This is a genomic window from Novosphingobium sediminicola (assembly GCF_014196525.1).
In the GTDB taxonomy this organism is placed as follows: domain Bacteria; phylum Pseudomonadota; class Alphaproteobacteria; order Sphingomonadales; family Sphingomonadaceae; genus Novosphingobium; species Novosphingobium sediminicola.
Genome location: NZ_JACIDX010000005.1, coordinates 209,317 through 235,536 on the forward strand (window position 1 = coordinate 209,317; position 26,220 = coordinate 235,536).

A 26,220-nucleotide genomic window follows, 5' to 3' on the forward strand; every position below is an offset into this window, starting at 1 on the left:
GAGCGCCTGTTTGATCCTTACGTCAAGAAATTCGCAGAGCTTGTCTTTACCGTGCAAAATACCTTGCCCGGAACCGTGCCGCGAAATCGGCAAACCGCCCCTCGGCAATTGCGGCGCGCATGCCCGCCATCAATTGCTGATAAAACGCCAGATTATGCTCGGTCATCAGCATCGCGCCAAGAATCTCCCCCGCCTTTTGCAGATGGTGCAGATAGGCCCGGCTATAGGTGGCACAGACCGAGCAGGTGCAATCCGCGTCAATAGGGCCGGTGTCCTCGGCGTGCTTGGCGTTACGGATGTTCAAAGGCCCGCTCCACGTAAACGCCTGCCCATTGCGGCCCGAACGCGAAGGCAGCACGCAGTCGAACATATCGACCCCGCGCTCCACCGCGCCGACCAGATCGTCCGGTTTGCCCACGCCCATCAGGTAGCGCGGCTTGCCATCGGGCAATTGCGTGGGGGCAAAGTCCAGCGTGGCGAACATCGCCTCCTGCCCCTCGCCCACGGCAAGCCCGCCGATGGCATAGCCATCAAAGCCGATCTCCTGCAATTTACCCGCGGAAATCGAGCGCAGATCTTCATTCAACCCACCCTGCTGAATGCCGAACAGGGCCGAACGCGCCGCATGCTCCTCGCCCGAATCGAAGCCCTCGCGGCTGCGCTTGGCCCAGCGCATCGACATCAGCATCGAACGCTCGATCACCTCCTTGGGCTGATCGGCGCGGGGGCATTCATCGAAAGCCATCACAATATCGCTGCCCAGCAGGCGCTGGATTTCCATGCTGCGCTCAGGCGTCAGATTGTGGCGACTGCCGTCGATATGGCTGGCAAAGGTCACGCCTTCCTCGGTGATCTTGCGCAGATCCGACAGGCTCATCACCTGATAGCCGCCGCTGTCGGTCAGGATCGGGCGGTCCCAATTCATGAACTTGTGCAATCCGCCCAGTCGCGCGACGCGCTCCGCGCCGGGGCGCAGCATCAGGTGATAGGTGTTGCCAAGGATGATGTCGGCGCCAATCGAGCGCACCGTCTCAGGCTTCATCGCCTTGACCGTGGCCGCCGTGCCAACGGGCATGAAGGCAGGCGTGCGGATTTCGCCGCGCTGCATCTGGATGGTGCCGGTGCGCGCCTTGCCGTCGCGCGCGTGGATGTTGAATTGAAAACGGGTCATGGCGCCGGGCCTTACGCGGAAAAGCGAAGCCCCGCAATCTGGACGCAGCCCAGTCCGACGTCTAGCGTCGCCGCCATGAAGCAAGCCGCCCTGCTCCTCGCCCTTCTGGCCGCCCCCGTTCTGGCTGCTGATGATCCGCTGACCCGCCCGATCACCACCAGCTATACCGACCGCTGGATGCAGCCGCGCGCGCCGATCCAGATCTATGGCAAGACATGGATGGCAGGTTCGGTGCATCTGAATACGGCGGTGATCGACACGGGCGCGGGGCTGGTGGTGATCGACGCAGGCCTGCCGCAATTCGAGCCCCAGTTGAAGGCCCAGATCCGCAGCCTTGGCCACAAGCCCTCCGATGTGCGCTATATCCTCGTGACCGAGGCGCATTTCGACCATGCGGGCGGTGTGGCGGCTTTGGCGCGCGATACGGGCGCCACCGTGATCGCCAGCCCCTATACGGTGGCCGCGCTGCGCAAGGGGCAGACGGGGGTGGAAGACCCGCAAAACGGCGATCTCAAGCCCTTCCCCTCGCCCAAGCGCCTGCGCGCGGTGCCCGACGGGGGCCAGATCAAGTTGGGCGATACGGTCATCACCGCTCGCTTCACCCCCGGCCACACCGCCGGATCGACCAGCTGGACATGGCAATCCTGCGCCCCCAAAACCGGATGTCGCGCCATGGTGTTCATGGCCAGCCTGAGCGCCACAGCGGCCGACACCTACCGCTTTTCCGCGCCCGAACATGCCCCCGTCGTCGCCTCTTTCCGCCAATCCTTCGCCAAGGCCAAAGCCTTCCCCTGCGACTATCTCATCACCGGCCACCCCGAACACAGCCTGACCGACGACAAGGTGGCCGCCGCGATGCGCACGCCCGGCAGCGTCAGTTGGGAGGACAAGGGCGCCTGCGCCGCGACCGTGACCCGGTTTGAGGACCGTTTGAACACCACCCTCGCCCGCGAGGCGGCCAAGTGAACATAGACGTAATGTATCCCGCGCTGACCGGGGTTGCGGCGGTGGCGGGTTTTGTTGATGCGGTGGCGGGCGGCGGCGGGCTGATTACCGTGCCAGCGCTGATCTATGCGGGCCTGCCCCCGGCGATGGTGCTGGGCACGAACAAGCTGCAATCCTGCAGCGGAACAGCGCTGGCCACATGGCGCTATCACCGGGCGGGCCTGTTTCGGCTGCGGCCCAATCTGGCGGCGGTGGGTTTCGTGCTGGTGGGCGCGGCCATCGGCGCATGGGCGGTGCAGCGGATCAGTCCAGGCGTGCTCAAGCTGCTGGTGCCGGTGCTGCTGATCGCCATGGCGGCCTATACGCTGCTCAGCCCCAAGATGCATGACCACGAGGGCGAGGCCAGGATCAGCGAGAAAGCCTATCTGCCCGCGGCCGGCGGGATCGGTTTCTATGACGGCTTCTTTGGCCCCGGCACCGGTCAGTTCTTTGCCATCACGCTGGTTTCCCTGCGCGGTTTTGGCCTGACGCGGGCGACGGGCTTGACCAAATTGTTCAACCTGACCAGCAATCTGGCCTCGCTGGCGGTGTTCGCGCTGGGGGGGCAGATCATGGTGGCGCTGGGCCTGTGCATGGCGCTCGGTTCGATGACCGGGGCATGGGCAGGATCGCATATGGCCACGCGGCTGGGGGCAAAATTCATCCGCCCGCTGCTGGTAACGGTCAGTCTGGCGCTGACGGCCAAGCTGGTCTTGGGCTGGTTCACGGGATGAACCAGCCCAAGGAGGCTTATTGCTGGATCAGCCGGATGAAATCCTGCTGATTGAGATTGGAGACATAGGAGCGCACAATCGCACCATTGACGCCGGGCGTGGCGATCAGTTCGCGCACGGCCAAACGCGAGAGCGCCGCGCCCGCCGCACGGAACGCCTGATTGCCGTTCTGCTTGGCCAGCGGTTTGGCAAATTCGAAACAGTCGGTCATCACCAGGCGGGTGAAGATCTTGGCGGTATCCTTGTCGAGCGCCGCCTTCTTTTCCGCGTCCACTGTGACGGCCCCCGCCGCCGGGACCGAAGAGGCGATCTCGACCGCCACCCATTTGGACAGGGCCGCCTTATCCTCGGCGGTGGCCTTGGTGGTCACGCATTCGGCCAGCTTTTGCGATCCTTCGTCCACCGCAGGCGCCTGCGCCAGAGCGGGCGTGACGATCATGGCCAACAGGCTTGCGATCCCAAGTGTCTTTTTCATATCGGCCATTCCTATCCATCCTGGCTTTTCGATCCGCAGCGAAACTGACCGAGCGCCCGCCCCAAGGCAAGCCGCAATTCAGCCCCCCGGTTCGGCCCGTGTCAGCCTTGCGGCAGAAGCAGGCTGGAATCGCCGTAGGAATAGAAACGATAGCCCGTGGCAATGGCATGGGCATAGACCGCCTGCATCCGATCCAGACCCATCAGCGCGGAAACCAGCATGAAGAGGGTGGATTTGGGCAGGTGAAAATTGGTCATCAACCCATCGATGGCGCGAAAGCGATAGCCCGGCGTGATGAAGATCGAAGTGTCACCGCTGAAAGGCCGGATCACCCCATCCTCTCGGCAAGCCGATTCGAGCAGGCGCAGCGAAGTCGTGCCCACCGCGATCACCCGTCCTCCGGCGCGGCGCACAGCGTTCAGGCGCTCGGCGGCCTCAGGGGTGATCGTACCCCATTCGGCGTGCATCTGGTGATCGGTGGTGTCATCGGCCTTGACCGGCAGGAATGTGCCCGCCCCCACATGGAGCGTGAGAAATTCGCGCGCGATGCCTGCGGCTTCGAGGCCTGCGATCAGTTCGGGCGTGAAATGCAGCGCCGCCGTAGGGGCCGCCACCGCGCCGTCCTTTTGCGCAAACATCGTCTGATAATCGCCCTTATCAGCCTCATCGGTCGGCCGCTTGCCCGCGATATAGGGCGGCAAAGGCATCCGCCCTGCCCGCTCCAGCAGGACCTCTACCGGCTCGTCACCGTGAAAGGCCAGCGTCCAACTGCCATCCTCATGGCGCGCCTCGGCCGTGGCCGAAACCTCGGCGGGGAAGGCAATCACATCGCCCTCGTGCAGGCGCTTGCCATTGCGGACAAAGGCCTGCCAGCGGCGTAGGTCGATGCGCTTATGCAGCGTAGCGCCGATCCGCGCCTCGCCCCTTTTGCCCTCAAGCTGGGCCGGGATAACCCGCGTATCGTTGAATACCAGCACATCGCCGGCGCGCAGCAATTGCGGCAGGTCGCGCACCTGATGCTCGCCAAAATCGCCGGTGGGACCGGCCAGCAGCATCCGCGCCGAATCGCGCGGAGACACCGGTCTCAGCGCGATATTTTCAGGCGGCAGGGCAAAATCAAACAGATCGACGCGCAAAACAGCCTCAGTTCGAACGCGAGTTGTTCAACTGGTCAATGCCGATCTTGGCCGGTGCCGCAGGCGGCGTATAGGCCGGGCGCGGCTTGTTATCCGATGCGATCGAAGCCTGCACGATCTTGGTCGGATTGCTGGGCGGTTCGCCGCGCACGATGGCGTCGACAATATCCATGCCCGCAATCACCCGGCCAAAGTTCGTATAGCGCTTGTCCAGCGCAAAGCGCGGATAGAACACGATAAAGAACTGGCTGTTGGCGGTGTCCGGCTCATTGGTGCGCGCCATCGAGACCGAGCCGCGCACATGCGGGATCGAATTGAATTCGGCCTTGAGATCGGGCAGCTTCGAACCGCCCGCGCCGGTGCCCGTCGGGTCGCCGGTCTGGGCCATAAAGCCCTCGATCACGCGGTGAAAGATGATGCCGTCATAAAAACCCTGACGAGCCAGCGTCTTGACCCGTTCGACATGGGCAGGCGCCCATTTCGGCATCATGCGAATGGCAACCCGCCCGCCGTTCGACAGGTCCAGGATCAGCACATTGTCGGGATCATGCGAAATATCCTGATCGACCTTGGCCGACAGATTGTTCGCCGGAAGCGCCGCTTCGGCCTTCAGATTGGCCAGCTTGGGCGCCTTGTCATGATGGCGGGCGCAGGCCCCGGTGGACAGCATCGCAGCGCCCAGCAGCATGGCAAGCGCAGTTTTGGCGAAATCAGGACGTTTCATGCGGCTCTCTTGCAAGAATGGCACCCAAGGCCCTGCTTGGGACCAATTGCGGCGGCGATAGACCGCCAAGGCTGTCGTGGCAATGAACCAGTCACCGAAAAATCGGCACGGTTCATCAATCGTCTCCCATTCTCCCGACTTTATCAATACGCGCCATGACATCGGCGCGCACGGCGGGGCTGACGAATTTGGCGATCTCGCCGCCAAACAGCGCGATTTCCTTGACCAGCTTGCTGGCAATGGGCTGCAACGAGACATCGGCCATCAGGAACACCGTCTCGATCCCGGCGTTCAACTGCTGGTTCATGCCCGCCATCTGATATTCATATTCGAAATCAGCCACCGCGCGCAGGCCGCGCAGGATGACGCTGGCCCCCTGCTTTTCGGCAAATTTCATCAAGAGCGCGTTGAAGCCCACCACGCTGACATTATCCAGCCCCATCGCGGCCACTTCACGCGTGACCATGACCATGCGCTCTTCGGGCGTGAACAGCGGATTTTTCGACGGATTGGTGGTGACGCCGATAATCAGCCGATCAACCAGCTTGGCCCCGCGCCGGATAATATCGGCATGGCCCAGCGTGATCGGATCAAACGTGCCGGGATAGACCCCCACCCTTTCGGCCACGCCATGAAGTATATTTGCCATGCCTGACCCTTGCGCTCCCCCGGCCTCAGATTGCCTTATGCGTCTGAATTGCCTTATGCGTAAAGCCGGAGAAACGCCCGGTCCAGCCTATTAACGATCACGTTCAACGATAAAGCGGGCCAGCGCGCGCAGCAGGTCGGCCTCGGGGCCGTGTGCGGCCAGATGCGCAATCGCCTGATCGATCAGCATCCGCGCCTGTTCGCGCGCACGATCCGCGCCCAGCAGCGAGACAAAGGTCTCCTTGCCCGCCTCGGCATCCTTGCGCAAAGCCTTGCCCGCCAACGCCGCATCGCCTTCATGATCCAGCAGATCATCCACAATCTGGAACGCAAGGCCGATATCGCGGGCATAGGCACGCAAATGGCGGCGACCCTCAGGCGCCACCTTGCCCAGAATCGCACCCAGTTCGACCGCCGCGCCCAGCAAGGCCCCGGTCTTGAGCTGCTGCAACCGGGTGACGGTCGCCAGATCGAAACTGGCGGTTTCGGCGGCAATATCCATCATCTGGCCGCCCGCCATGCCATTATGGCCGCTGGCCGTGGCGAGAGTCGTCACCAGTTCGACCCGCACAAAGGGATCGCCGCTGGTGGCCACATCGGCCAGCAGTTCAAAGGCAAAGCACTGCAGCGCATCGCCCGCCAGCACCGCCGTCGCCTCGTCAAAGGCCAGATGCAGCGTGGGCTTGCCGTGGCGCAGCGCGTCATTGTCCATACAGGGCAGATCGTCGTGGATCAGCGAATAGACATGAACCGATTCGATGGCCGCCCCCACACGCACCGCCGCATTCCGGTCCACCCCATACATATCGGCCACCGCCGCCACCAGCAAAGGCCGCACCCGCTTGCCTCCGCCGATCGTGGCATAGCGCATTGCCTCGAACAGGCGTGCGCGCGGATCCTCGGGAACCGGCAGCAGCGAATCGAAAGCAGCGTCAATATCGGCCTGAATGCTTTTCAGCCCCTGAGCCAGCAGATTATCGGTCACAACAGCCATGGCTTGCCCCTTCCCCTTATTGTTCGTCGAGCGGGCGCAGACCGGCGGGCGCGCCATCGGGCCCGGCCACGATGCGCTCAATGCGCGCCTGTGCCGAATCCAGACGGGCCTGGCATGCCTTGCGCAGCGATTCGCCGCGTTCATACAAAGTGATCGATTCATCGAGCGGCACTTCGCCGCCCTCCAGCCGCCGCACGACATCTTCCAATGCGCGCAGGGCGTCCTCGAAACTAAGACCGGAAAGCTCGGGCGAACTTGCAATTTCTTGGCTCATGGGTGCAGCCATGGCCCCAATTGCCCGGCCCGGTCAAGGCTCCCCCAAGGGCATCATGCAACTATACACGATCAAGAACGGCCGATACGCTCTGGAAATCTGCCGACCATGGCGCTAAGGGCGCGACCATGACAAACGCCGCCAGCACGATCACCCCCGAAGTTGTCGCCGCCCACGGGCTTAGCACGGAGGAATATGACAAGGTTCTCCACGCACTCGGCCGCGAGCCGAACCTTGTGGAACTGGGCATTTTCTCGGTCATGTGGTCGGAGCATTGCTCGTATAAGTCGAGCCGCCTCCACCTGAAGAAGCTGCCGACCGAGGCTCCCTGGGTCATCTGCGGCCCCGGCGAAAACGCCGGCGTGATCGACATTGGTGATGGTCAGGCCGCCATCTTCAAGATGGAATCCCACAACCACCCCTCCTATATCGAACCCTATCAGGGCGCCGCGACCGGCGTTGGCGGCATTTTGCGCGACGTGTTCACCATGGGCGCGCGCCCGGTGGCCAATATGAACGCACTGCGCTTTGGCCGCCCCGATCACCCCAAGATGAAGCATCTGGTGCAGGGCGTGGTTGCGGGCATCGGCGGCTATGGCAATTGCGTGGGCGTGCCCACCGTTGGCGGCGAAACCAATTTCCACAAGGCCTATGACGGCAACGTCCTTGTGAACGCCATGACCGTTGGTGTGGCCGATACGGACAAGATCTTCTATTCCGCCGCCACGGGCGTGGGCAACCCCATCGTCTATGTCGGATCGAAGACCGGCCGCGACGGCATCCATGGCGCCACCATGGCCAGCGCTGATTTTGGCGACGACATCGAGGAGAAGCGCCCGACCGTGCAGGTTGGCGATCCTTTCGTCGAAAAGCTGCTGATCGAAGCCTGCCTCGAACTGATGGCCACCGACGCCATCGTCGCCATTCAGGACATGGGCGCTGCGGGCCTGACCTCCTCCTCGGTGGAAATGGCCACCAACGGCAAGGCCGGCATCATCCTCAACATGGACAAGGTGCCCTGCCGCGAAACCGGCATGACGCCCTATGAAATGATGCTCTCGGAAAGCCAGGAGCGTATGCTCATGGTGCTCAAGCCCGGCAAGGAGCCGATGGCCGAAGCGATCTTCAAGAAGTGGGAGCTCGACTTTGCCGTGATCGGCGAAGTGACCGACACCGGCCATATGGTGCTGACCTTCAAGGGCGAGGAAGTCTGCAACATCCCGCTCGGCCCCTTGGCCGAAGACGCCCCGCTTTATGATCGCCCCTCCACGCCCACGCCCAAGCCCGCCCCGCTGGGCGATGTGGCCGAAAGCGCGGACATTGGCTCGGATCTGCTCAAGCTGATCGGCTGCCCCGATCTGGCCTCGCGCAAGTGGATTTTCGAGCAATACGATTCACAGGTCGGCGGCGACACGCTGCAAAAGAGCGGCGGCGATGCGGCGGTGGTGCGCGTGCATGGCACCGACAAGGCGCTGGCCATCAGCACCGACTGCACCCCGCGCTATTGCTTCGTCGATCCGTATGAGGGCGGCAAGCAGGCCGTGGCCGAAACGTGGCGCAACATCTGCGCGGTGGGCGCAACGCCGCTGGCGATCACCAACTGCCTCAACTTCGCCAACCCGCAGCGCCCCGAAATCATGGGCCAGATCGTGGGCTGCCTCGAAGGCATGGGCGACGCTTGCCGCGCGCTGGACTATCCCATCGTGTCAGGCAACGTCTCGCTCTATAACGAATCGAAGGCCACCGGCGGCGGTTCGGCCATCCTGCCCACGCCCGCGATCGGCGGCGTCGGCCTGATGCTGAACCACGAAAAGATGACCACCGTGAAGTTCAAGAAGGCCGGCGATGTGATCTGGCTGATCGGGCCGGAAGGCTCACATCTGGGTCAGTCGATCTGGCTGCGCGAAACCACCGGGCGCGAGGAAGGCCCCGCCCCCGCCGTGGACCTGAACCTCGAGCGCCGCAATGGCGAAACCGTGCGCCAGTTGATCGCTGATGGCGTGGCCACCGCTGTGCATGACGTGTCCGATGGTGGCTTGCTGGTCGCTCTGGCGGAAATGGCGATGGCCGGCGGCATCGGCGCGCGACTCGACGTGACCTTCAACACCGCGCAGGCCTTTGGCGAAGACCAGTCGCGCTATGTCGTGACCACGGCGGCGGACGTTGTGCTCGAAGGCGCTGTGCGTCTGGGCACTGTGGGCGGCGCGGATGTGGCCGGTGTGCTGGTGTCGGATCTCAAGAAGGCCAATGAGGCGTTCTTCAAGGATTGGATGGAGGGCTGATTTCAGCCTCCGGCGGGCTAATCACAACCCTTTATGGGGTTGTGATTAGCCCGCCACATCATCCCAATAGGATGCATGAAAAAGCCTGCGGCGCTTTAACCCTTGAGGTTTCCGCGCCGCAGGCTTTCATTTTTCAAACGCCGCGCTGATCAACCAAGGCCGATACCGAACGCGACAAAGACAGTAACGGGATTGCAAAGGGCTTTCGCCCTTTGCCCGCCGGAGGCAAAACCCCCTTACTGAACCCAATCACTCTCCGCCACGCCCAGCAAACGCAGCACCGCCGTCAGATCCCCGCGATCCACCCAGCCATTGGCCGCCGCGCGCGCCTTGGGCTTAGCTTCGAAGGCCACGCCATAGGCCGCAGCTTCGATCATCGGGATGTCATTGGCGCCATCGCCGGTGGCCAGCGCCACGGCCCCCTCGCCCAGCGCCGCCATTTCCTCGATCAGCGTCGCCTTCTTGGTGCTGCTGTCGCAGATCGGGCCGTCAAGCCCGCCGGTCAGCCGCCCATCGGCCACGGCGAGGCGATTGGCCACCACGCGCTGAAAACCGAGCTGCTCAGCCACGGGGTCTGCAAACTGGTGGAAACCACCCGTCACCAGCACGGTGCGGCAACCTTTGGCTTTCAACGTTTCGACCAGCACCTTGGCGCCCTTCATCGGAAAGATCCGCTGATCGAGGCAATCGCTGATCGCCTGCGCGGGCAGGTCTTTCAGCAGGCCGACCCGCTCGGTCAATGCCTGGGCAAAGTCGAGTTCGCCGCGCATGGCCCGCTCGGTGATGTCGGCCACGCGTTCCTTGATCCCGGCGAAATCGGCCAGTTCATCGATGCATTCGGCCGAAATCATCGTCGAATCCATGTCCGAGATGAACAGCTTGGGGATGCGCACCTTCTGGTTGACGATCAGCGCGTCCGACACGCCCACATGGGTGTCGATGGCCCCGCGCAGATCCTCGATCGCCACGCCTTCGACGATGACTTCCCACACATTATCCGGCAGTTCCCGCGCATCGGCCAAGGCATCGCCTTCGCTCAAAGCCTCCAGCAACACATCAATCCTTGCCGACAGGTCCTCGCAATCTGCTAATACGCGCGCAATGAGCACCGAAATATCCCTTCATTCATCGACCGGCCCGTCAGCCCGCCCTTTGGTCGGCCTCATCGCAGGCCCGACCGCCAGCGGCAAGAGCGATATTGCCCTCTCGCTTGCCCGCGCGCTGGAAAGTTCCGGGCGGCGGGCCGTCATCGTCAATGCCGACAGCGCGCAGCTCTATTCCGACCTGCCGGTCCTTTCCGCCGCCCCCTCAGCGCAGGAGCAGGCGGAAGTGCCCCACCGCCTCTATGGCGCATGGGATGGGGCGCAAAGTTGCTCTGCCGCCGATTGGGCGGCGCGGGCGCGGGGCGAGATTGCCGCCGCGCACGATGCAGGGATCACGCCCATCCTCGTCGGCGGCACCGGGCTTTATCTGCGCACGCTGCTCTATGGTATTGCTCCGGTGCCCGATATCGCCCCGGATGTGCGCGAGGCGGTGCGCGCCATGCCGGTCGATCTGGCGTATGAGGAACTGGCCCGCCTTGACCCCGAACGGGCCGCCGCATTGCACGCCAATGACACCACCCGCGTCCATCGCGCGCTGGAGGTGGTGCGCTCGACCGGACAGACCCTCGCCCATTGGCAGCAAAGGCTGGAGGGCGGGATTGGCGAAACGATCCGGCTGGCCCCGCTGATCCTGCTGCCCGACCGCGACTGGCTTTATGAACGCTGCGACCGGCGCTTTGGGCTGATGGTGGATCAGGGCGCGCTGGCCGAGGTCGAGGCGCTGATCGCGCGCGGGCTGGATCCGGCGCTGCCGGTGATGAGGGCGATCGGGGTGTCCTCGCTGGCGGCGCATCTGCGCGGGGATATGACTTTGGCCGAAGCAATCGCCGATGGCGCGCAGGCCACCCGCCAATATGCCAAGCGCCAATACACATGGTTTCGCCATCAGCCGCCCGCCGACTGGCCCCGCGCCGGCGACACAAATGTCTCTCTGAAATCACATTTTGATATTTTATTTCGCCATTAACGCTTGACGAGACATTTTGCATCACCTAGAGCGCATTCCGTCATTGGCAGACAGGCGTGCAACCGCATGTGTGCCAATGGGGCAAGGTCGGGCCAAGCCCCGCGAAATGGCTGAATTTCGCGGTTTCCCACCATTTCCCCTCTTGCGCAGCAGGCCAAGCTTGGCCATGGCCGCGCGATTGTCGTGAGCACGCCCCCCATACGGGGCCGGTGGCCGCAAACATTGTGATAGAAGGATGGATTCCCGTGAGCCAAGAGCTGAGCGGTGCGCAAATTCTGGTTGAAAGCCTTGCCCGTCAGGGGGTCGAATGCGTATTCGGCTATCCGGGCGGCGCGGTGCTGCCGATCTATGACGCGTTGTTTAACGATGCACGCATGCGCCACATCCTTGTCCGCCACGAAGCGGGCGCGGCCCATGCCGCCGAAGGCTATGCCCGCTCCACCGGCAAGCCCGGCGTGGTGCTGGTCACGTCCGGCCCCGGCGCAACCAATGCCGTCACCGGGATTGCCGATGCTTTCCTTGATTCGATCCCGATGGTGGTCATCACGGGGCAAGTCGGCACGCCGCTGATCGGCTCGGACGCGTTTCAGGAAGCCGACACCGTTGGCATCACGCGCCACTGCTGCAAGCACAATTATCTGGTCAAGGACCCGACCGATCTGGCCGCGGTCATCGACGAGGCGTTTCAGATCGCCACGACGGGGCGCCCTGGCCCCGTCGTGATCGACATCCCCAAGGATGTGCAGATCGCCACCGCCAGCTTCCCCGAAGGCCCGGTCCAGCGCCGCAACCGCTATCAGCCGCGCATGGCAGGCAGCGATAGTGAGATTGCGCAGGCGGTCGAACTGCTGGCCAATGCCAAGGCGCCGGTACTGTATACCGGCGGCGGCGTGATCAATTCCGGCCCCCGCGCGGCCGAATTGCTGCGCCAGCTTCAGGCGCTGACGGGCGCGCCCGTTACCTCGACCCTGATGGGTCTGGGCGCGTTTCCGGCCGATCATGACGACTGGCTGGGCATGTTGGGCATGCATGGCACGTATGAGGCCAACTGGGCGATGAATCAGGCCGACCTGATCCTGTGCGTCGGCGCGCGCTGGGATGACCGCGTGACGGGCCGCCTGGACGCCTTTGCGCCCAATTCGACCAAGATCCACATCGACATCGACCGTTCCAGCATCAACAAGATCGTGCGTGTCGATCTGCCCATCGTGGGCGATTGCGCGACCGTTCTGAGCCAGATGATCGAAGCGTGGGGCAATCGCAAGCCGCAGGACCTGACCGCGTGGAAAGAGCGCGTGAAGGGCTGGAAGGCGAAGAAGAGCCTGTCCTATCCGCGCTATAACAGCACCATCGCCCCGCAATATGCCATCGAGCGCCTGTTCGAGCTGACCAAGGACCGCGATCCCGTCATCAGCACCGAGGTGGGCCAGCATCAGATGTGGGCTGCCCAGTATTTCCACTTCTTCGGCCCCAACAAGTGGCTGACGAGCGGTGGCCTTGGCACGATGGGCTATGGCCTGCCCGCCGCCATCGGCGCGCAATTGGGCAATCCCGACAGTCTGGTGATCGACATTGCCGGTGACGCCTCGATCCAGATGAACATTCAGGAGCTGGGCACCGCGACGCAATATCGCCTGCCGGTCAAGGTGTTCATTTTGAACAACGAATGGATGGGCATGGTGCGCCAGTGGCAGGAACTGACCTATGAAAGCCGTTATTCGAACAGCTACTCGGACTCGCTGCCTGATTTCGTGAAGCTGGCCGAAGCCTATGGCTGGAAGGGCATCCGCATCCAGAACGAATCCGAGCTGGACGCAGGCATTCAGGCGATGATCGACCATCCGGGGCCAGTGATCGTGGATTGCTGTGTTCACAAGGAAACCAACTGCTTCCCGATGATCCCCTCGGGCGCGGCGCATACCGACATGATCCTGTATGGCGACAATGTGGCCGGGATCATCGACGATGAAGCCAAGGCGCTGGTGTAAGGAGGGCGAGAGAGATGATGAAGATCAAGCACGCCGCCGAGGAACGCCATGTCCTGATGCTGGTGGTCGACAATGAGGCGGGCATTCTGGCCAAGATCGCGGGCCTGTTCACCGCGCGCGGCTATAATATCGACAGTCTGACCGTCTCGGAAATCACCGAGGATCATTCGACCAGCCGCATCACCATCGTGACGCATGGCCCGCCCGATGTGATCGACCAGATCCATGCCCAGCTCGACCGCCTTGTGCCGGTGCATAAGGTGATCGATCTGACCGAGGAAGGCCCCTATGTCGAGCGCGAGCTGGCGCTGGTCAAAGTGGTGGGCAAGGGCGAGAACCGGGTCGAGGCGCTGCGCCTTGCCGATGTGTTTCGCGCGCGCCCGGTCGACACCACGACGCAGAGCTTTATTTTCGAGCTGACCGGCACGCCCGACAAGATCGACATGTTCGTCAGCCTGATGAACGAGCTGGGCCTTGTTGAAACCGCCCGTACCGGGGTGGTGGGCATGGTGCGCGGGACGCGCAAATCTTAAAGGGGTCTGCGCGGCACGCGGAAATCCTGAAACTTGACCGGGGCGGCAGTCTGATGCAGATGCCGCGTCAAATCTGAAACCCGCCACCGACAGGTGGCACCTGTCCAGCCCCTTTGGAAGCGCCATGCGCGGGGGCATGCAAGGGGAATTGCTGTGAAGGTCTATTACGACGCCGACGCCGATCTGAACCTGATCGTCAACAAGAAGATCGCCATCCTCGGCTATGGTTCGCAGGGCCACGCCCATGCGCAGAACCTGCGCGATTCGGGCGTCACGGAAGTGGCCATCGCGCTGCGTCCCGGTTCGGCCTCGGCCGCCAAGGCGGAAGGCGCCGGTTTCAAGGTGCTCTCGAACGCCGAAGCCGCTGCATGGGCCGACGTTCTCATGATCCTGGCTCCCGACGAGCATCAGGCCGCGATCTATGCCGCCGACCTGCACGCCAACCTGAAGCCGGGCGCGGCTCTGGCTTTCGCGCACGGCCTGAACGTCCACTTCGGTCTGATCGAACCGCGCGCCGACATCGACGTGATCATGATCGCCCCCAAGGGCCCGGGTCACACCGTGCGCGGCGAATATGTGAAGGGCGGCGGCGTGCCCTGCCTCGTTGCCATCCACCAGAACGTGACCGGCAACGCCCATGACATCGCTCTGGCCTATGCCTCGGGCGTTGGCGGCGGCCGCAGCGGCATCATCGAAACCAACTTCCGCGAAGAATGCGAAACCGACCTGTTCGGCGAGCAGGCTGTGCTTTGCGGCGGCGCCACCGCGCTGGTTCAGGCTGGTTTCGAAACGCTGGTCGAAGCCGGTTATGCGCCGGAAATGGCCTATTTCGAATGCCTCCACGAACTGAAGCTGATCGTCGACCTGATGTATGAAGGCGGCATCGCCAACATGCGCTACTCGATCTCGAACACCGCCGAATATGGCGACATCGTGACCGGTCCGCGCATCATCACCGAGGAAACCAAGAAGGAAATGAAGCGCGTTCTGGAAGACATCCAGTCGGGCCGCTTCGTGAAGAACTTCGTTCTCGACAACCGCGCCGGTCAGCCCGAGCTGAAGGCTTCGCGCATCGCCGCCAAGCGTCACCCGATCGAGGAAACCGGCGCCAAGCTGCGCGCCATGATGCCCTGGATCGGCGCCAACAAGCTGGTTGACCAGACCAAGAACTAAGACCCTCAAAGGTTTTACGTTCAAAAGCGCGTCGTGTGGCTTCACACGGCGCGCTTTTTGTTGTGAGGAAGGGTGATGGCCGAGCGCGCAAACCACATCCTGATCTGTTTCCACGATTTCAACCGGGGCGGCACAGAGCGTATCGCGCTGGGCATGGCGCGGCGCTGGCTGGATCAGGGGCGACAGGTAACGATCCTGTGCGGCGCGCGGACAGGTGGCCTTGAGGATACGGTCGATCCGCGCATCGAGGTGGTCGAGCTTGACCCTCCCCTGCCGCGCAGCCTGACCTCGCGACTGCGACTCGGACCGGCGATGGCGCCCTATGTCGAGCGCCTTAGGCCCGATGTGATCTTCCTGCCGGGCAATTTCCATTTCCCGCTGATCCCTGCGCTGGCAAAGGCGCGTGGGAGGGCCGCACTGGTGGTCAAAATTTCCAATCCCGTCCTGCCCGAAGGGGCGGCGGCGAGACCGATGCGCTGGCTGTTGCGTCATTTTGTTCGTGATCTGGATGGCTTTGCCGCGATGAACACCGGCCTTGAGGCCGAGATCCGCGCCATCGCGCCTTGGGTCAATGTCTCGACGCTCTATGACCCGGTCTTTCTGGCCGAGAATCCTGCACCGCATCGCCCCGCCGGGGATCGTCTGGAAATCCTGTGGGCCGGACGGTTCGAACCGCAGAAGGATGTGCCGCTGGCGCTCAATACCATTGCGGCCCTGAACCGCATCACACCTGCGCGGCTGACCATGCTGGGCGAAGGCTATCTGCGCCCCCGTATGGAAAAGATGGCCTCCGGCATGGGCCTTGGCGATGCGGTACGCTTTATGGGTCATGTCCCGGCGATTGATCCCTTTCTGGCCGATGCGGATGCGCTGTTCGTATCCAGCACGTTCGAGGGCGGCCCTGCGGTGGCTGTCGAGGCGCTGGCGCATGGCGTGCCGGTGGTTTCGACCGATTGCTCTCATTTCCTGCGCGACATCATGACCATTCCCGAGGCAGGCATGATCGTGCCAAGCCGCAAGGCGGAATTGCTGGCGCATGGCTTGCTGGCCGTGGCGCAGGCCCCCCGCCCCACCCCCGCGCTGCTGCGCCCGCTGATCGCTCATCTGGCTGCCGACCCTTGCGCGGATGCCTATCTGGCGTGGTTCGATCACGTCGTGCATGATCGCGCCGCAAGCATGGGGAACTGAGCATGAGCAAGAGCGACGATTCCTTCGAAACGCGCGGCAGCATCGGTCGGGTCGAGGCCTTTTCCGATGGCGTTTTGGCGATCATCGTCACCATCATGGTGCTCGAACTCCACGCACCCGAGCAAGAAGGATGGCAGCCCCTGCTCCACCTCTGGCCGGTGTTTCTGGCCTATGTCCTCAGCTTTGCCTATGTGGCGATCTATTGGGTGAACCATCACCGCTTGCTCGCCCATGCCACGCGGGTCACGAACCGGCTGGTGTGGAACAACATGGGGCTGCTTTTCACGCTTTCGCTGGTGCCCTTCGCCACGGCCTATCTTGGCGAGCATCATTTCAGCCGGGATGCCACGATGCTCTATCTGGGCGTCATGCTGATGCCGGCGGTCTGCTATATCCCCCTGCAGGCCGATGTGCGGCGCCATGGCCATCGCACCCCGGCGGCCGAGGCCTATTACCGCACCAGCACGCGTAAAGGTCTGGTTTCAACGCTGCTCTATCTGGCCGGGCTTGGGCTTGCCTGCTGGCACCCATGGGCGGGGATCGCCTGTGCGGGCGCGGTGGCGGTGCTGTGGTTCCTGCCTGCCGGGCCGGTGGACCGCCTGTTCGAAGCCTGCGGCGCGGGGTGAGCCCATTCGCATCGCGGCGCAATCAAGACTTTACTTCGCGCCGCGATGGCGTCATAGGCTTTCCCCATGATCGCTCATCTGGACCTTACCCTGCGACTTATCCGCCCTTGGGCGTGAGCTGGCGTGCCGGTTGAGCGCGCGCGGCGCTCAAGGGAGCAAGCATCTAGCCTCAAGTCGCACATCCAGCTTTACGAGATCCTGTCATGTCCATGCTGAAAGACCCTTCGGTCAAGTATCGTCCGTTTCCGCAGATTAACATCCCCGATCGCACCTGGCCGTCCAAGGTGATCGAGAAAGCCCCCCGCTGGCTCTCGACCGACCTGCGCGATGGCAACCAGTCGCTGATCGACCCGATGGGTGCGGAAAAGAAGAACCGCTTCTTCGACCTGCTGGTCAAGGTGGGCCTCAAGGAAATCGAGGTCGGCTTCCCCAGCGCGGGCGCGACCGAATATGACTTCATCCGTGGCCTCGTCGATCAGGGCCGTGTGCCGGATGACGTGCTGATTCAGGTGCTGACGCAGGCTCGCGAGGATCTGATCAAGACCAGCTTCGAATCGCTGGCGGGCATCCATTCGGCCATCGTCCATGTTTACAACGCCGTTTCGCCGCTGTGGCGCAACGTGGTGTTTGGCATGGAAAAGCCGCAGGTGCGCGCAATTGCCGAAAACGCCGCCAAGCTGCTGCGCGACAATGCCGCGCGTTTCCCGCAGACCAAGTGGCAGTTCGAATATAGCCCCGAAACCTTCAGCACCGCCGAGCTGGATTTCAGCATCGAGTGCTGCGAGGCGGTGATGAACATTCTCCAGCCGACGCCGGAGAACCCGATCATCCTGAACCTGCCCGCGACGGTCGAATGCGCGACGCCCAATGTTTACGCCGACCAGATCGAGTATTTCTGCCGCAACCTGCCCAATCGCGAAAGCGCGGTGATCAGCCTGCACACGCATAATGATCGTGGCACGGGCGTAGCGGCGGCTGAACTGGGACTGATGGCGGGCGCAGATCGCGTTGAAGGCTGTCTGTTCGGCAATGGCGAGCGCACCGGCAATTGCTGCCTGGTGACCGTGGCCATGAATATGTACACGCAGGGCGTGGCGCCGGGTCTGGACTTCTCGGACATTGACGAAGTGATCCAGACGGTCGAATATTGCAACCAGCTGCCCGTGGCCGAGCGCCATCCCTATGGCGGCGAACTGGTGTTCACGGCCTTTTCGGGCAGCCATCAGGACGCGATCAAGAAGGGCTTTGCCGCACAGGAACAGCGCAACGATCAGCTCTGGGCCGTGCCCTATCTGCCCATCGATCCGGCCGATCTGGGCCGTTCGTATGAGGCCGTGATCCGCGTCAATTCGCAGAGCGGCAAGGGCGGCTTTGCGTGGGTGCTGGAGCAGGATCAGGGGCTGAAGCTGCCCAAGAAGATGCAGGCGCATTTCAGCCGCCACGTTCAGGAACTGGCCGATGAGCTGGGCCGCGAACTGGTGGCCGCCGACATCTGGGATGTGTTCCAGCGCGTCTATTACGTCAACGATCCGCAGCACCTGCAACTGGTCGATTACGAGGAAGCGCGCGCGCCCGACGGCACCCGCGTGTTCGCCGGCAAGATCGGCGTCGATGGTCAGGAACGCAGCGTGTCCGGGCGCGGCAACGGCCTGATCTCCTCAGTGGTCGCCACGCTGGCCGAGCATTTCGGGGTCGAGATTGCGGTGAAGGACTATTCCGAACACGCGCTGTCGGCTGGGTCCGAAGCCAAGGCTGCGGCCTATATCGAGGCCGCAGCGCCCGATGGCCGGACCGTGTGGGGGGTTGGCCTCGACAATGACATCGCCACCGCTTCGGTGCGCGCGGTGCTGAGCGCGGCCAATGCGCTGAACCAGCCCGCCTGATCCAGAGCGCATTGCCGACACAAGAAGGCCGGGGATCGCTCCCCGGCCTTTCTTTTTGCGCGCTCAGGTCGCCCCAATCGCAAAGCCTCCAAGAAAAAGGCGCCCCCGCCTTTCAGCAGGAGCGCCCAATTCCTTAGCCGAAGCTCTGCTTAGCGATAGCAGACCTTCTTGACCGCCTCGATGATGCGGGGCGTGTTGATCAGCGCGGCCTTTTCGAGGTTCGCCGCATAGGGCAGCGGAACGTCTTCATTGCACACGCGGACAACCGGCGCGTCGAGATAGTCGAAGCCGTCTTCCATCGCGATCGCCGCGATTTCCGAAGCGATCGAGCAGGTCGGCCAGCCTTCTTCGGCCACAACAAGGCGGTTGGTCTTGGCCAGCGAGGCCAGAACCGTTTCCTTGTCCAGCGGACGCAGCGTGCGCAGGTCGATGACCTCGGCGTCAATGCCCTCACCCGCCAGCGCTTCGGCGGCTTCCAAGGCCAGACCGACGCCGATCGAATAGGACACGATGGTCACGTCCTTGCCCTCACGCATGATGCGGGCCTTGCCGATGGGCAGAACGTGGTCGTCCAGTTCGGGCAGCTCGAACGAGCGGCCATAGATCAGCTCGTTTTCAAGGAACACGACCGGATCTTCACTGCGGATAGCAGCCTTGAGCAGGCCCTTGGCGTCCGAAGCGTCATAGGGCGCGATCACAATCAGGCCCGGAACGTTGGCATACCACGGACCATAGTTCTGCGAGTGTTGCGCGCCGACTCGGCTGGCGGCGCCATTCGGGCCACGGAACACCACCGGGCAACGCATCTGGCCACCCGACATATAGTTGGTCTTGGCCGCCGAGTTGATGATGTGGTCAATCGCCTGCATGGCGAAGTTGAACGTCATAAACTCGATCACCGGACGCAGACCGCCCATCGCCGCGCCCGTACCGATACCGGCAAAGCCATATTCGGTGATCGGCGTGTCGATGACGCGCTTGGGGCCGAATTCGGCCAGCAGGCCCTGAGTCACCTTATAGGCGCCCTGATATTCGGCCACTTCTTCGCCCATGACGAAGACGCGCGGATCGCGGCGCATTTCCTCGGCCATCGCGTCACGCAGCGCGTCACGCACGGTCGAGGTCTTCATGTTGGTGCCGTGAGGCACAACCGGGTCGGCCGGACGGGGCGCGGCAGCAGGCGCCGAGGCAGCAGCAGCCGGAGCAGCGGCAGGAGCCGAAGCAGCAGGCGCCGCCTCACCTTCGCCGCCGATCAGCGCGATGACCGTGCCGACCTTCACGCCTTCGGTGCCTTCGGCGATCAGGATCGAACCGATGGTGCCTTCGTCCACCGCTTCAAATTCCATCGTCGCCTTGTCGGTTTCGATTTCGGCCAGAATGTCGCCGGAACGCACTTCGTCGCCAACCTTGACCAGCCATTTGGCCAGCTTACCCTCTTCCATGGTGGGCGAGAGAGCGGGCATCTTGAGTTCAATCGCCATCTCAGTAAGTCTCCACCAGAACGTCGGTAAACAGCTCGTTCATCGCCGGTTCGGGCGAATTTTCCGCGAAATCGGCCGCTTCGGTGCAGATGGTGCGAATGCGCTTTTCGATTTCCTTGAGCTTTTCCTCAGGGATGCCGCGATCCAGCAGGTCCTTCTTGGCCGCCTCGATCGGGTCGCGGTGGTCGCGCACTTCGTTGACTTCCTCGCGGCTGCGATACTTGGCCGGGTCGGACATCGAGTGGCCGCGATAGCGATAGGTGTTAAGCTCCATCAGCACCGGACCATTGCCCGAACGGACATGCTCAACCGCCAGATTGGCCGCGCTGCGCACTTCCAGAACGTCCATGCCGTTCACGTCCATGCCGGGGATGCGGAAAGCCGCGCCGCGACGATGGAAATGCGTTTCGGCCGACGAACGGTTGACCGCCGTACCCATCGCGTACTGGTTGTTTTCCACAACGAAGATGATCGGCAGGTTCCACAGAGCCGCCATATTGAAGCTCTCGTAAACCTGACCCTGGTTGGCCGCGCCATCGCCGAAATAGGCAACGCACAGGCCGTTGTCTTCGTTATACTGATGCGCAAAGGCCAGACCCGCGCCCAGCGACACCTGAGCGCCCACGATGCCGTGGCCGCCATAGAACTTGTGGCTGGTGCTGAACATGTGCATCGAACCGCCCTTGCCGCGGCTGATACCAGCCTCGCGCCCGGTCAATTCGGCCATGATCACCTTGGGATCGATGCCATAGGCCAGCATGTGGCCATGGTCACGATAGCCGGTGATCACGCTGTCGTGGCCTTCTTTCAGCGCCGACTGGATACCGACGGCGACCGCTTCCTGGCCGATGTAAAGGTGGCAGAAGCCGCCGATCAGGCCGAGGCCGTAGAGCTGACCTGCCCGTTCCTCGAATCGGCGGATGAGGACCATCTGCTCATAGAAATGCAGCAATTCCTCATCACTGGCGGCATAGCGCCGATTGGCCTCATAGGCGGCCTGAAGTGCATTGAGGGAGTTATCGGCTGCGGCAGGTGCCGCATTCTGGATTTTGCCGGTTCTGGCCAAGACGCTTCCCCTGAAGGTCGTTATGTTCAGCCTTGCCTATAGGAGTTAGACTCCATCCAGCAAACCGTCACATACGAATTTTGTAATGACCGCGCATCACTTCCAATGGCCCACTTGACAGAGGGCAGGAATCACCGCGCGATCAGTTCACCATCATGATGATCTCATCAGGATGCGCAACATTAAGATTTTTGCGCAACAATTCTCCGGCCAGATCAGGGTCGGCATGACGCGGATCGAGCAGGTTGACACGGTTGCGCAATTCGTCGCGCTCAACCGCCAGTTTCTGGATTTCCTGATGGCGCTGCTCCAGCAACTGGCGATTCTCGCTCCACGCCAGCAGGCCGCTGGGCCCGGCGATCGCCACGGCAAGCATGATCAGAAGCAGACACAGGGCCACGCCCTGCGCCACAGCTTCACGCGCCATTTTTGGCCTGTGCATTCTTTGTCGCATAATTACCAAGAATCATAATTGGGTTCCGCTTTCAAGCCGGAACGCGCAGGAAACCGGGCAAAACCGCCAAAATTTTCGACAAATCCCCGCACGCCTCGCCCATCGCTAGGTAAACCAACCTAATCCCCGGTTCAGGCCAACTTTGGCGGACTGATTTAGAGAATCAGATCGCATTCCGCTTCAGGACAAAGCCATGTCTCAGCCCGACGCCACCAACGATCCCTATGCTGACCAGCGCAATGCTCCGCGCAACAATCTGCTGCTGTCCTCAATCTGCCACTGGCCCAATCGCCAGATGGAGGAACGCGTCAAAATCCGCAATGTTTCGGCCACCGGGCTGATGGCCGAAGGCACATTGGGCGCCACGGTCGGCGAAAAGGTCGTGCTGGAATTGCGCAACATCGGGGCGATCGAAGGCATCGTGGCCTGGGTGCAAAGCAACCGCTTCGGCGTGGCCTTTGCCCGGCCCATCGACCCCGTCCTGCTGCGCACCCCCGCCGACGTCAGCGCCAGACAGAGCGAAACCCGCGACTATTACCAGCGCGGCCCCGTCTCGGTGCTGAACCGACAGGATGAAACAAGGTCCGACCGCCTGCGCCGCATCTGAACTATCGGGCGCGCAGCACCAGCCCAAAACCATCGCGCGGCCGCAGGGTCAACCGCGCCACCACCTCCGGCCTGCGCCGCCCGGCCGGATATTCCAGCCGGAAATGGCGGATCACCTCGGCAAGAATCAGCGCCGCCTCCTGCTGGGCAAAGCCCGCGCCGATGCAGATTCGTTCGCCCTTGCCAAAGGGTATCCACGCCTCCTTCAACGCCTCGGCCCCCTCTGGCGTAGCGAATCGGTCGGGCGCAAAAGCATGAGGGCAAGCCCAATTGCCCGGATTTCGATGAACCAGCCATGGCGCGACCAGCATCAGCTCGCCCGCCGCGATTCGCTTGTCGCGCATGGTCATGGACACCTCGGATGTGCGTGGCAGAAACCCCACCGGCGGATAGAGGCGCAGTGCCTCGCGATAGAGGTTGCGCACCCCCTCCAGCGCTTTGACATGCTCGTATTCGAGCGCCCCGCCCCCGGTTGCCGCCTCGATCTCGCCATGGAGCCGCTCCTGCATTTCCGGGCATTCCGAGAGCAGATAAAGCGCCCAGCCCAGCGATGTCGCCGTCGTCTCATGCCCGGCCAGAAAGATCAGCGCCAGTTGGTCCACCAACTCATCCGAGGTAAACCCCGCCCCGCTGACCGGATGACGCGCATCGAGCAGGGCATCGAGAATATCGCGCCGCTCACCGCTCCTGCCCTGTGCGACACGGGCCTCCACAATCGGCGCAAAGACCGCGCGCACCCTTTCCCCCAGCCGCCACGCCCTGCGCCCCAGCCCGAAGCCCGGCAAACGATACATGCGCAGCAGATGCGCTCGCTGCGACACGCTCTGATATTCGCCAAAGGCGCGATAGACCGCCCCAGCCTCCGCCTCGCCCAGCTCCACCGAAAAGATCGTGCGAAAGATCACATCGGCCGTCACATGCGTCATCAGCGGATCGACATCCACTGCCCGCCCGCCCGCTGCATCCGCCTGCCCCCGCATCCGCCCGATCATATCCCGCGTGGCCGCCGCCATCAGGGGAAAGGCGCGCTTCAGATTGGTGTGAACAAAGGCCGGATTGATCATCGCGCGCTGATGCGCCCATTCCTCGCCATTGCTGACAAACACGCTGTTGCCGATCATCGGGGCCAGCATGTCATGCACCATCCGATGCTTGGGAAACTGCGTCGCATCGCCCAGCACACGCCCCACCAGCGCCATGTCATTGACCATAAACGCCCGCCCCGCAGGCAATTGCGTCACCCCCAGCTTCATCGTGTAAGCCCGCCCATGGAGCATATCGAGCCAGCTTTTCCACCAGCCCAGATAGAAGCGGCGGAGCAACCCCGGCTTTTTCGCCAAAGGCGCGGGATAAGGCGGGGTAAAGGGGCGTTCAGTCATTTCACTGGCATTCATGGCGCTGCGCCTCAAACGCGGCGATGGATTGGGCGATGGGCCGGGCCGAGGCCACCAGCCCCAGATAATCCACCGGCGATGCGCGATCCAATCGGCGCAGATAATCGAAATGGGTCTGATATTTGTCGCGCCGCCGCCGCGCATAATGGGCCGGATCGCAATAGACGAACCAGCGTGGGGTAATCTGCACCAGCCCCTCAGGCGCCTCCTTTGCTCGCCCAAGGCATGGCGCAACCAGCGGCACACAGGCGCCATCCGTGACGGAGGCAATGTCGAGCCAGCGGAAATCCCCAGCAGCCACCGCGTCCAGATCCGTGCCAAACCACGCCGCATCCCCCCGGCAGGCGATCAGTTGCACCACGCTGCCCAGCGTCACCAGCGCGAAATGGTCCGGCATCGCCCCTCCTCGCCGCGCCAGCAGTCGCGCCATCACCATCATCGACAGGATCGTCCCCGCCGAATGCGCGATCAGCAGGACCTCGTCCCAATCCTCCTCCAGCGCCGCCGCGATGCGTTCGGCAAAACCGTCCAACCTCTCTTCCAGCCCCGGCGCCTCTCGCCGCGCAATAATCGTGCTGAAAATCACAAAGCGCAGCAGCCACAGGCTATGCAACCGCTTCTGCAACTCCATCGCCAACACCCAGCCCAGCCCCAGCGCCACCGGCAAGGCCAGCCACCCGCGCCCCGCCAAACCCCACAGGCCCAGCGCCAACAGCATCGGCAGCGCGATAAACAGCACGCCGGGCGAAAACAGCGTGACCCACCCCGCTCTTGGCCAGCGCCGCGCCAGTCGCCAGTCCAGATGGCGGCAAAGGTGCCAATAGGTCCTTACCCCCTGCCACAGCAGCGCGGGGGGATGTTTGGCCCATGTGGCGCGAACAATATCGTCCCACACCAGAAATTCATGCGCGCCCGATGCCGCCCCATCCTCCCGGCCCAGCGTCCAGACCACATTGCCCTCCGCCCGGCCCCGACGCGACAGCATCAAGCCCCCATCCTTGGCGGCCTCCTCGGCCAGAATGGCGTGGTAATGGCGGCTGCCGCGCGGGTCATAGCCGGGCAGATAGAAGATTTTGCGCTTGAAAGCGGGCGCGGGCGCGGGTCTATCCTTGGCCATGACCGATCGCCAATACTGCCTGTTCATGAATGGCCGCATCCGCAATCGCAACATAGGGTGCAAGCGGCATGACAATGCCTATGGCATCAACGGCGGCGGCACCGGGGCCGACCGGCGCCGCGCCGACCGCGCGCTCTATGCCCATATGCGGGAAAACGGCGATCCGCTGGCCCTGCTGGTGCTGGCTTTCACGCGTCTGTTCGGCTGGTTCTTCTTTAACTATCATGGCAAGCCCTGGCGCGGACAACTGGTCCGCAAGCTCTTTCCGGGCTACTGAATTTGCCGCGACCGCAACACAAGGCTTGCAGCCGAAATGGCCGAAACGGATGCCATTTATGGCTTTTTTAGGTGCAAGCTGTGCTGGGGCTGGATAGTCTCGGCATCAGAAGAACAAAACATGCTGGCCTTGTCCGGCTTTCCGATCCGCAACTTTGTGTGGTCGCCTTCATCTCAACCTATCCCTAAGCGATATGAAGGCGGCCCCTTTCCTGTGCGCCTGTTTTCCAGCCGGTGGGCCCCTGCGTTACACAGAGGCCGGAACCAACAGACGATAGCCCACGCCCGGTTCGGTCAGTATCATCTGGGGATCGGACGGATTGATCTCCAGCTTTTGCCGCAACATGCCGATATAGACGCGCAGATATTGCGGGTCGGCCTCTGACCGGCCCCAACCGGCGGCCAGCAGGCGCTTTTGCGTCACCACCTGCCCCGCGCTGTCGGCCAGCATACGCAACAGATTGTATTCCTTGGGTGAAAGCTTGATGAGATCACCGCGCAGCCGCACCTCGCGCGTGCCGAAATCAATGCTCAGATGGCCCAGATCCAGCCCCTCGGGCACCTCGATCAGATGCTGCCGCCGCCGCAGCGCCGAACGCACCCGCGCCAGCAATTCGCCCAGCACAAAAGGTTTGTCGACATAATCATCGGCGCCTTCGTCCAGCGCGGCGATCTTCTCTGCCTCCTGATGGCGGGCGGAGATGACGATGATCGGGGTCGAGGAGGTCTCGCGGATCTTACGAATCACCTGCTTGCCGTCCATATCGGGCAGGCCCAGATCGAGCAGCACCACATCAGGATCGGCAAGCAGGAAACTGGCCAGAGCCGCCGTGCCGTCGCTGGCCACGGTCACCTCATGGCCCACCGCGCGCAACGCCGGACGCAGCGCCGTCACGATGCCCACTTCATCATCCACCAGCAGGATATGACCGCTAACCATATG

At 62.9% G+C, this 26,220-nt stretch carries 26 protein-coding genes; 12 read left to right on the forward strand and 14 right to left on the reverse strand.

Features of this window, described 5'->3' with window-relative positions; all coding sequences use genetic code 11:
* Nucleotides 1-46 precede the first annotated feature (46 nt).
* Nucleotides 47-1,171 carry a tRNA guanosine(34) transglycosylase Tgt gene (gene tgt / locus GGR38_RS08385; protein ID WP_183624459.1) on the reverse strand — a complete coding sequence of 375 codons (1,125 nt, stop codon included), beginning with the start codon at nucleotides 1,169-1,171 and terminating at the stop codon, nucleotides 47-49.
* Nucleotides 1,172-1,246: 75 nt separating this feature from the next.
* On the opposite strand from tgt, the gene bla reads away from it, so the two are divergent.
* Both bla and GGR38_RS08395 read left to right on the forward strand, forming a co-directional pair.
* Nucleotides 1,247-2,137, forward strand: a complete 891-nt coding sequence (gene bla, locus GGR38_RS08390; protein WP_183624461.1) for a subclass B3 metallo-beta-lactamase — start codon at nucleotides 1,247-1,249, stop codon at nucleotides 2,135-2,137.
* A complete protein-coding gene (locus GGR38_RS08395) occupies nucleotides 2,134-2,889 on the forward strand; it encodes a TSUP family transporter (RefSeq protein ID WP_343059039.1) in 756 nt (251 codons plus the stop codon). The genes bla and GGR38_RS08395 overlap by 4 nt, the downstream gene beginning before the upstream one ends.
* A gap of 16 nt (nucleotides 2,890-2,905) precedes the next feature.
* On the opposite strand, the gene GGR38_RS08400 is transcribed toward GGR38_RS08395, so the two are convergent.
* The 6 genes from GGR38_RS08400 to GGR38_RS08425 form a co-directional block, all read right to left on the reverse strand.
* Nucleotides 2,906-3,364 carry a hypothetical protein gene (locus tag GGR38_RS08400; RefSeq protein ID WP_183624463.1) on the reverse strand — a complete coding sequence of 153 codons (459 nt, stop codon included), beginning with the start codon at nucleotides 3,362-3,364 and terminating at the stop codon, nucleotides 2,906-2,908.
* 101 nt (nucleotides 3,365-3,465) lie between these two features.
* Entirely contained in the window at nucleotides 3,466-4,500 is a 1,035-nt protein-coding gene (gene queA, locus GGR38_RS08405) for a tRNA preQ1(34) S-adenosylmethionine ribosyltransferase-isomerase QueA (protein ID WP_183624465.1), read from the reverse strand.
* 7 nt (nucleotides 4,501-4,507) lie between these two features.
* Nucleotides 4,508-5,224: a peptidylprolyl isomerase gene (locus GGR38_RS08410; protein ID WP_183624467.1), complete on the reverse strand. Its 717-nt coding sequence runs from the start codon at nucleotides 5,222-5,224 to the stop codon at nucleotides 4,508-4,510.
* Between the two features lie 115 nt (nucleotides 5,225-5,339).
* Nucleotides 5,340-5,873 (reverse strand): pantetheine-phosphate adenylyltransferase, encoded by a 534-nt coding sequence (gene coaD, locus GGR38_RS08415; RefSeq protein WP_183624469.1) that lies wholly within the window; start codon nucleotides 5,871-5,873, stop codon nucleotides 5,340-5,342.
* Between the two features lie 90 nt (nucleotides 5,874-5,963).
* Nucleotides 5,964-6,866 carry a polyprenyl synthetase family protein gene (locus tag GGR38_RS08420; protein WP_172342408.1) on the reverse strand — a complete coding sequence of 301 codons (903 nt, stop codon included), beginning with the start codon at nucleotides 6,864-6,866 and terminating at the stop codon, nucleotides 5,964-5,966.
* Nucleotides 6,867-6,882: 16 nt separating this feature from the next.
* Nucleotides 6,883-7,140, reverse strand: coding sequence for an exodeoxyribonuclease VII small subunit (locus tag GGR38_RS08425; RefSeq protein WP_168602532.1), 258 nt, complete (start codon nucleotides 7,138-7,140; stop codon nucleotides 6,883-6,885).
* Between the two features lie 128 nt (nucleotides 7,141-7,268).
* Here GGR38_RS08425 and purL point away from each other — a divergent pair, with 128 nt between their 5' ends.
* Nucleotides 7,269-9,422 (forward strand): phosphoribosylformylglycinamidine synthase subunit PurL, encoded by a 2,154-nt coding sequence (purL, locus tag GGR38_RS08430; RefSeq protein ID WP_183624471.1) that lies wholly within the window; start codon nucleotides 7,269-7,271, stop codon nucleotides 9,420-9,422.
* Between the two features lie 236 nt (nucleotides 9,423-9,658).
* Here the strand turns inward: purL and serB are convergent, their stop codons facing one another.
* Entirely contained in the window at nucleotides 9,659-10,531 is an 873-nt protein-coding gene (gene serB / locus GGR38_RS08435) for a phosphoserine phosphatase SerB (RefSeq protein ID WP_183624473.1), read from the reverse strand.
* Here serB and miaA point away from each other — a divergent pair.
* The 7 genes from miaA (at nucleotide 10,524) to leuA (ending at nucleotide 18,883) form a co-directional block, all read left to right on the forward strand.
* The gene (miaA, locus tag GGR38_RS08440) at nucleotides 10,524-11,492 is read left to right on the forward strand and encodes a tRNA (adenosine(37)-N6)-dimethylallyltransferase MiaA (RefSeq protein WP_183624475.1); all 969 of its coding nucleotides are present in this window, start codon (nucleotides 10,524-10,526) and stop codon (nucleotides 11,490-11,492) included. The two genes, serB and miaA, sit on opposite strands and share 8 nt — an antisense overlap.
* A gap of 245 nt (nucleotides 11,493-11,737) precedes the next feature.
* Nucleotides 11,738-13,480 carry a biosynthetic-type acetolactate synthase large subunit gene (ilvB, locus tag GGR38_RS08445; RefSeq protein WP_183624477.1) on the forward strand — a complete coding sequence of 581 codons (1,743 nt, stop codon included), beginning with the start codon at nucleotides 11,738-11,740 and terminating at the stop codon, nucleotides 13,478-13,480.
* 17 nt (nucleotides 13,481-13,497) lie between these two features.
* A complete protein-coding gene (gene ilvN, locus GGR38_RS08450) occupies nucleotides 13,498-14,013 on the forward strand; it encodes an acetolactate synthase small subunit (protein WP_168602881.1) in 516 nt (171 codons plus the stop codon).
* 153 nt (nucleotides 14,014-14,166) lie between these two features.
* On the forward strand, nucleotides 14,167-15,186 hold the full coding sequence (gene ilvC / locus GGR38_RS08455) for a ketol-acid reductoisomerase (protein ID WP_183624479.1): 1,020 nt from the start codon (nucleotides 14,167-14,169) through the stop codon (nucleotides 15,184-15,186).
* A gap of 75 nt (nucleotides 15,187-15,261) precedes the next feature.
* A complete protein-coding gene (locus GGR38_RS08460; protein ID WP_183624481.1) occupies nucleotides 15,262-16,374 on the forward strand; it encodes a glycosyltransferase in 1,113 nt (370 codons plus the stop codon).
* A 2-nt stretch (nucleotides 16,375-16,376) separates the two neighbouring features.
* On the forward strand, nucleotides 16,377-17,000 hold the full coding sequence (locus GGR38_RS08465; protein ID WP_183624483.1) for a TMEM175 family protein: 624 nt from the start codon (nucleotides 16,377-16,379) through the stop codon (nucleotides 16,998-17,000).
* A gap of 203 nt (nucleotides 17,001-17,203) precedes the next feature.
* Nucleotides 17,204-18,883, forward strand: coding sequence for a 2-isopropylmalate synthase (gene leuA / locus GGR38_RS08470; protein WP_183624485.1), 1,680 nt, complete (start codon nucleotides 17,204-17,206; stop codon nucleotides 18,881-18,883).
* A 149-nt stretch (nucleotides 18,884-19,032) separates the two neighbouring features.
* Here leuA and GGR38_RS08475 read toward each other — a convergent pair whose 3' ends face one another.
* From GGR38_RS08475 to GGR38_RS08485, 3 genes are all read right to left on the reverse strand, one after another.
* Complete coding sequence (locus tag GGR38_RS08475; protein ID WP_183624487.1) at nucleotides 19,033-20,364, reverse strand: pyruvate dehydrogenase complex E1 component subunit beta; 1,332 nt, start codon at nucleotides 20,362-20,364, stop codon at nucleotides 19,033-19,035.
* Between the two features lies 1 nt (nucleotide 20,365).
* Nucleotides 20,366-21,430: a pyruvate dehydrogenase (acetyl-transferring) E1 component subunit alpha gene (gene pdhA / locus GGR38_RS08480; RefSeq protein ID WP_183624489.1), complete on the reverse strand. Its 1,065-nt coding sequence runs from the start codon at nucleotides 21,428-21,430 to the stop codon at nucleotides 20,366-20,368.
* Nucleotides 21,431-21,572: 142 nt separating this feature from the next.
* Complete coding sequence (locus GGR38_RS08485; protein WP_246404348.1) at nucleotides 21,573-21,857, reverse strand: FtsB family cell division protein; 285 nt, start codon at nucleotides 21,855-21,857, stop codon at nucleotides 21,573-21,575.
* Between the two features lie 220 nt (nucleotides 21,858-22,077).
* Here GGR38_RS08485 and GGR38_RS08490 point away from each other — a divergent pair, with 220 nt between their 5' ends.
* Nucleotides 22,078-22,491, forward strand: a complete 414-nt coding sequence (locus GGR38_RS08490; protein ID WP_183624493.1) for a PilZ domain-containing protein — start codon at nucleotides 22,078-22,080, stop codon at nucleotides 22,489-22,491.
* Between the two features lies 1 nt (nucleotide 22,492).
* Here GGR38_RS08490 and GGR38_RS08495 read toward each other — a convergent pair whose 3' ends face one another.
* Both GGR38_RS08495 and GGR38_RS08500 read right to left on the reverse strand, forming a co-directional pair.
* Nucleotides 22,493-23,869: a cytochrome P450 gene (locus GGR38_RS08495; protein ID WP_246404349.1), complete on the reverse strand. Its 1,377-nt coding sequence runs from the start codon at nucleotides 23,867-23,869 to the stop codon at nucleotides 22,493-22,495.
* A 1-nt stretch (nucleotide 23,870) separates the two neighbouring features.
* Nucleotides 23,871-25,001: a hypothetical protein gene (locus GGR38_RS08500; RefSeq protein ID WP_183624498.1), complete on the reverse strand. Its 1,131-nt coding sequence runs from the start codon at nucleotides 24,999-25,001 to the stop codon at nucleotides 23,871-23,873.
* Here GGR38_RS08500 and GGR38_RS08505 point away from each other — a divergent pair.
* A complete protein-coding gene (locus GGR38_RS08505) occupies nucleotides 25,000-25,278 on the forward strand; it encodes a hypothetical protein (RefSeq protein ID WP_246404350.1) in 279 nt (92 codons plus the stop codon). The two genes, GGR38_RS08500 and GGR38_RS08505, sit on opposite strands and share 2 nt — an antisense overlap.
* Before the next feature lie 246 nt (nucleotides 25,279-25,524).
* Here the strand turns inward: GGR38_RS08505 and GGR38_RS08510 are convergent, their stop codons facing one another.
* Entirely contained in the window at nucleotides 25,525-26,217 is a 693-nt protein-coding gene (locus tag GGR38_RS08510; RefSeq protein WP_168602516.1) for a response regulator transcription factor, read from the reverse strand.
* Nucleotides 26,218-26,220: the final 3 nt, after the last annotated feature.

Coding starts and splice junctions, on each gene's coding strand:
- GGR38_RS08420 (WP_172342408.1), bottom strand. CDS start 6,866: ATGGCTGTTGTGACCGATAATCTGCTGGCTCAGGGGCTGAAAAGCATT.
- GGR38_RS08475 (WP_183624487.1), bottom strand. CDS start 20,364: ATGGCGATTGAACTCAAGATGCCCGCTCTCTCGCCCACCATGGAAGAG.
- leuA (WP_183624485.1), top strand. CDS start 17,204: ATGTCCATGCTGAAAGACCCTTCGGTCAAGTATCGTCCGTTTCCGCAG.
- purL (WP_183624471.1), top strand. CDS start 7,269: ATGACAAACGCCGCCAGCACGATCACCCCCGAAGTTGTCGCCGCCCAC.
- GGR38_RS08460 (WP_183624481.1), top strand. CDS start 15,262: ATGGCCGAGCGCGCAAACCACATCCTGATCTGTTTCCACGATTTCAAC.
- ilvN (WP_168602881.1), top strand. CDS start 13,498: ATGAAGATCAAGCACGCCGCCGAGGAACGCCATGTCCTGATGCTGGTG.
- GGR38_RS08510 (WP_168602516.1), bottom strand. CDS start 26,217: ATGGTTAGCGGTCATATCCTGCTGGTGGATGATGAAGTGGGCATCGTG.
- GGR38_RS08400 (WP_183624463.1), bottom strand. CDS start 3,364: ATGAAAAAGACACTTGGGATCGCAAGCCTGTTGGCCATGATCGTCACG.
- bla (WP_183624461.1), top strand. CDS start 1,247: ATGAAGCAAGCCGCCCTGCTCCTCGCCCTTCTGGCCGCCCCCGTTCTG.
- miaA (WP_183624475.1), top strand. CDS start 10,524: ATGAGCACCGAAATATCCCTTCATTCATCGACCGGCCCGTCAGCCCGC.
- GGR38_RS08425 (WP_168602532.1), bottom strand. CDS start 7,140: ATGAGCCAAGAAATTGCAAGTTCGCCCGAGCTTTCCGGTCTTAGTTTC.
- GGR38_RS08500 (WP_183624498.1), bottom strand. CDS start 25,001: ATGGCCAAGGATAGACCCGCGCCCGCGCCCGCTTTCAAGCGCAAAATC.
- GGR38_RS08505 (WP_246404350.1), top strand. CDS start 25,000: ATGACCGATCGCCAATACTGCCTGTTCATGAATGGCCGCATCCGCAAT.
- GGR38_RS08495 (WP_246404349.1), bottom strand. CDS start 23,869: ATGACTGAACGCCCCTTTACCCCGCCTTATCCCGCGCCTTTGGCGAAA.
- GGR38_RS08410 (WP_183624467.1), bottom strand. CDS start 5,224: ATGAAACGTCCTGATTTCGCCAAAACTGCGCTTGCCATGCTGCTGGGC.
- tgt (WP_183624459.1), bottom strand. CDS start 1,171: ATGACCCGTTTTCAATTCAACATCCACGCGCGCGACGGCAAGGCGCGC.
- GGR38_RS08465 (WP_183624483.1), top strand. CDS start 16,377: ATGAGCAAGAGCGACGATTCCTTCGAAACGCGCGGCAGCATCGGTCGG.
- coaD (WP_183624469.1), bottom strand. CDS start 5,873: ATGGCAAATATACTTCATGGCGTGGCCGAAAGGGTGGGGGTCTATCCC.
- GGR38_RS08490 (WP_183624493.1), top strand. CDS start 22,078: ATGTCTCAGCCCGACGCCACCAACGATCCCTATGCTGACCAGCGCAAT.
- GGR38_RS08485 (WP_246404348.1), bottom strand. CDS start 21,857: ATGGCGCGTGAAGCTGTGGCGCAGGGCGTGGCCCTGTGTCTGCTTCTG.